The sequence below is a fragment of the Desulfosalsimonas propionicica genome (genome assembly GCF_013761005.1).
GTDB classification, from domain to species: domain Bacteria; phylum Desulfobacterota; class Desulfobacteria; order Desulfobacterales; family Desulfosalsimonadaceae; genus Desulfosalsimonas; species Desulfosalsimonas propionicica.
On the sequence record NZ_JACDUS010000025.1, the window covers coordinates 1 to 4,329 of the forward strand.

The 4,329-nt window shown below is 46.9% G+C and carries 4 protein-coding genes; all 4 read right to left on the reverse strand.

All coding sequences use genetic code 11. The features are described 5' to 3' along the window. Nucleotides 1–1,287, reverse strand: a 1,287-nt coding sequence (locus tag HNR65_RS17740) for a TonB-dependent receptor (RefSeq protein ID WP_181552869.1), incomplete at its 3' end; no start/stop codon positions are given. Nucleotides 1,288–1,604: 317 nt separating this feature from the next. Then, complete coding sequence (locus HNR65_RS17745; protein WP_181552870.1) at nucleotides 1,605–2,210, reverse strand: ABC transporter ATP-binding protein; 606 nt, start codon at nucleotides 2,208–2,210, stop codon at nucleotides 1,605–1,607. Then, entirely contained in the window at nucleotides 2,203–3,000 is a 798-nt protein-coding gene (locus tag HNR65_RS17750; RefSeq protein WP_181552871.1) for an ABC transporter permease, read from the reverse strand. Before HNR65_RS17750 ends, HNR65_RS17745 begins: the two co-directional genes overlap by 8 nt. Before the next feature lie 2 nt (nucleotides 3,001–3,002). Next, nucleotides 3,003–3,995, reverse strand: coding sequence for an ABC transporter substrate-binding protein (locus HNR65_RS17755; RefSeq protein ID WP_181552872.1), 993 nt, complete (start codon nucleotides 3,993–3,995; stop codon nucleotides 3,003–3,005). Between the last annotated feature and the right edge of the window lie 334 nt (nucleotides 3,996–4,329).

Consider the following 4,329-nt stretch of genomic DNA (forward strand, 5'->3'; position numbering starts at 1 on the left):
GCCCTGACCGAAAACCGCCCGGCCGCTGATATCCATCTCGGTTCTGCGTATCTGCTGCATATTCTGGTTTGTTCTTTGCATCTCAAAGTCAACATCGATGTCTTCGTTAAAGGCGTATAGGCCAAAAAGCCACTGAAAAGGCCCGTTGTCCTGAGGGGAAGAAATTCGGACTTCCTGGCTCAAAAGAGTATCTTCAAAGATAAAAACATTATTGCCAAGCGGCACAGAAGTGCAGTCAAAATCAGATCCTCTTTTGCTTTCATAATACCTTCTGCCTGTCACCGAGAATAAATTAAAACTTTTTCCTTCGTATTGTGCCTGCAAAGCCTGGCCGTTGCCTTCATTTTCCCAGAAATTCTTTCCGTCGTAGGCGATTTCATAACGGTCTGTTTGATATGGCCCGGTAAAAAACCGATGGAAACCCTTTCCATCATCCTGATCCATAAAATCAGTGATCAAGGATACGTCCCACACTTCGGAAGGAGTCCATCGAAGCGTGGCCCTTCCGTTGTTATGGTCTGTCCTGCCCGCATCGTCTGTGTTCTTGTATACATTTTCCATGAAGCCATCCGAGTCTTCCCTCTGCCAGCTAAGCCCCATATACAATTTGTCTTTTTGCACCGGCCCGCTGACTGTTCCACCCGTCCGGAAAGAATCGGGATTGTTGCCGGAGGCATCATAAGCTCCGTATTCACCAAATACCCTGGCCCTGAAATGGTTACCCGGTTGTTTGGTGATAATGTTGACAACCCCTGATTCGCTGTTTCTGCCATAAAGGGTCCCCTGGGGCCCCTTGAGGACCTCGATGCGTTCAATGTCAAAAAAATCAGGATTGTGCATAAAAGAAAGCGGATAATAGACACCATCGACATAAAAACCAGCAGGGCTGGAGATGGAGGTATCGTAGGTGGAAACCCCCCGAAATACGATAATATTGCCGGCAGTGCTGTGTTTCATATATACGTTTGGGGAAAAACGGGTCAGTTCATTGACATCTCTGATATCGGCATCTTCAAGCCGAATCTCCGAAAATACAGAACTGCCAAAGGGCACATCCTGGGCGTCTTCTTCTCTTTTCCGGGCGGTCACCGTCACGGCGCCAAGTTCGTGTATCCCGGGCTCCTCTTCTGCGGCAATGGCCGGGCTGTCTTGCTGCGGCTCAAAGGCCTCTGCCGAGGTCTGCTCTATTCCGCTACTGCCGGCAAAGGCCCATTTCTGTTCAGTAAAAATCAAAGCAATAATAAAAAAAACATACAGAGCCAATAAAATAACCGGATCTTTTTTCATAAAAAAGCTCCTCCTGTTTTCCGGGTTGTGCCTTATTTTTGAAAATTGAATTCAAGTTCAACTTATCTAATAAAATGTCAAGAATCTAACGATACAAGCCAAAATATTAGCGACACCGGACATATTGCCTGTGAAATGTTTCTCAGACCGAAAACGAGGGCTTCAAATCACTCAGTTCAGGCAGGACGTATTCTCCGTGAAATTCAAATTCCCGTGAATGATGCGGAAACGCAAGATGTGGGGCAGGCAAAAAGAATGAAATAAACCGGGAGTGGAGCCCGCAGCCGGTTGGACCAGACAGAAATATAGTGTTGCGCTTATAGCAAACGACCTTTTTCAAGATAAATGACGCGCGAGGACAGCCTTGAAAGCTCATCCGTGTTATGGGAAACATAGAGTACAGTTGCATCGTATTGAATTATTTTCTTTTCAAGTAATTGAAAAATATTGTCTTTCAAAATCGAATCCATACCATTGAACGGCTCGTCCATAAGCAGGAGGTCCGGTTTTGTAAGCAATGCCCTGGCGATAGCGACACGCTGGCACATGCCACCTGAAAGTTGTGCAGGATAGGTATTATCAAATCCTTGCAGTCCGAGATAATCCATGAGGTCTTTGCCTGTGGCCATGGCTTCCCTCCGGGCCACTCCCATGGCACGCAAAGGAAGGATTGCATTGTCCAACGCTGTTTTCCATGCAAGCAACCGGGGCTTTTGAAAAACATAGCCCAAACGGAAGGCTTTGGTTGCGACGCTGCCTTTGGTGGGCTGCAAAATTCCTGAGACCAGCTTGAGTATAGTCGATTTGCCAGCCCCGCTTTTACCGGCTATCCCTACCACTTCTCCTTTGGAGACAGAGAACGTAATATTTTTTAATACACTAAAATTTTGAAAATCTTTTGCTACATTGCAAAATTCAATCATTATTCCTGCCTCTCCACCGCATGATTTTGTTCAGCACGGGTTTAAGCATGCAAAAATCTGTTATTCCAACAATCAAAAGGCTAAGCAGAACAAGGGCATAAAGCTCTGCAATATCGAGATTTGTGCGGGCTGAGGACAAAATATACCCAAGCCCTTCGTGTGCCCCCAGCACCTCCGCCAGCACAACGATTCTAATACCATTTCCGATCACAATTGCCATGCCGGAAGCAAGAGGCACAGCAATGGACATCAGGTAGATGTCACGGATTTTCATCCACAATGAAAACCGATATATCTCAGCCATCTCAACCAGGTCCCGATCTACGGAATGCATTCCCTCTATTGTGCTAACATAGACAACCGGGGAAAGAAGCAATGATGTAATAAAAACAACCATGGCTGAACCCATTCCAAACCAAAGCAGGGCCACCATGATAACGACAACGGCCGGTATGCTCATCAGGACCCAGCGAAAAGGTTCAAGCATCAGGCGAAAAGGCCTGCTGAGACCAGCAGGAATGCCGAGCCCAAAGCCGGCTGCCACTCCGAAAGCAATCCCCAAAAACAGGCGCTGGATGCTAACCAGAAAATGAGAAGACAGAAAATCGGTCCTGGACAGTATTCTGTACAGCGCCCTTAAGGTATCTGCAGGCGGAGCGATAACCAGTCCGGACATATGCCCAGAAGCCAACTGCCAGAAAAAGATCAGCAACAAAACGCCGAAAGCTGAATACAAAGCGCCAGGGGGTTTTTTGTAAAATTGCAAAGCGCTGTAAGTGTATGTTTTCATTTTCACGGCTTCCAGATCACATTTTCATCAGGGATCTTGCCGCCAATACAGGCAGGATTTTTTGCTTTTACAATGTTTAAGAAAAAGTTTATTTCTCCTCTGGCCTCCGCGGCCGGTTCAATCCGGTAGCAGGTTGCTTTGATGTTTTCCGAAACGGCTTTTTCGCACAGGCCGGGGAAAAGCACCGAAAACTGCTTTGCTGTTTCAACCGGATGCTTCAGGCACCAGGATGCATTTGCCCTGTATGCCTTGCGAAAAGGCCTAACAACTTCCGGCATTGCCGCTTTATTGCCCACAGCTGCGATAGCCACCAATGGAATAAAAGGATGCTCAGGATAAACCTCACTCCATTCATGTTGTATGTCTATGCTTTTGCGCAGCAATGGAGCCGGCGATTTTCCTTCAATCAAACGGGACCTGTAAACTGCCATGGAAATCGCCGGCTCAGACAAAAAAGCATTTTTTGCGCGGCCCAGCAACATCAGTTGGACAGCCATCATTGGTGAGCCCACATATCTGAGACGAATATCGCTGCCTTGAACAAGACCCTGGCCGGACATCAAAACAGAGAAGATGACTTCCGGCATATCCCCGGGGCGAAACGGCAATACCACCTCCGTGCCTTTGAGATCCCTGATGCTCTCAATGTCCGGATCTGCCGAAACAACCCCAAGGCTGGAGGGATATAAGACATCCACAATCCGTATTGGCACACCTTTGTTATAAAATTTTGCCGCAGATGCTGTTGTCAGAATTGCATAATCCACCTGCCCGGCCACAATCATTGCCCTGAGTTGGTCAGTGCTGTCCCAGGGGACAAATTTTATTTCATCCGCGATGTTGTTAAGCTGTTCAAACTCCTGCATGCAGTAAAGGGGATAGGTCTCTGCTACCGGAGGGCCGGTGAGCACTAGTTGTTTCATTTTTTCCGCCTGACAAATGCCACCTCCTGTACAGCTCATAAAAACAATGTAAATCAGTAATATTTTTTTCATTGTTGATCCCTTTAGCATGTTGACCCAACGTGAAACATCTTCCGCCCTAACTGGAGTGATTCAAATTTTGAAAATTCTTATTTTCCTCTTGAATGAAAGACGGCAAGTCGTTTTACCCCAGACATCCTGGGATCTCGGTTTTTCCCCGGCTGCTTTCCGGCTTCAAAATGATTCAGTTTAACTAACAAAACATTGGAAATCTAACGATAGAAGCCAAGATATTAACGCTGCAGGACATATTTGGGTCATCCGGTAGATGCCGGGATAGACTGAAATTCCCAGATAGTTGATCGAAGACTCAAGCACATCGGTCGGACCGGCGGCGGCCCGAGAA

Bases quoted from the DNA above. Each gene is read 5' to 3' on its own strand.
- HNR65_RS17750 (WP_181552871.1), bottom strand. From the start codon at position 3,000: ATGAAAACATACACTTACAGCGCTTTGCAATTTTACAAAAAACCCCCT.
- HNR65_RS17745 (WP_181552870.1), bottom strand. From the start codon at position 2,210: ATGATTGAATTTTGCAATGTAGCAAAAGATTTTCAAAATTTTAGTGTA.
- HNR65_RS17755 (WP_181552872.1), bottom strand. From the start codon at position 3,995: ATGAAAAAAATATTACTGATTTACATTGTTTTTATGAGCTGTACAGGA.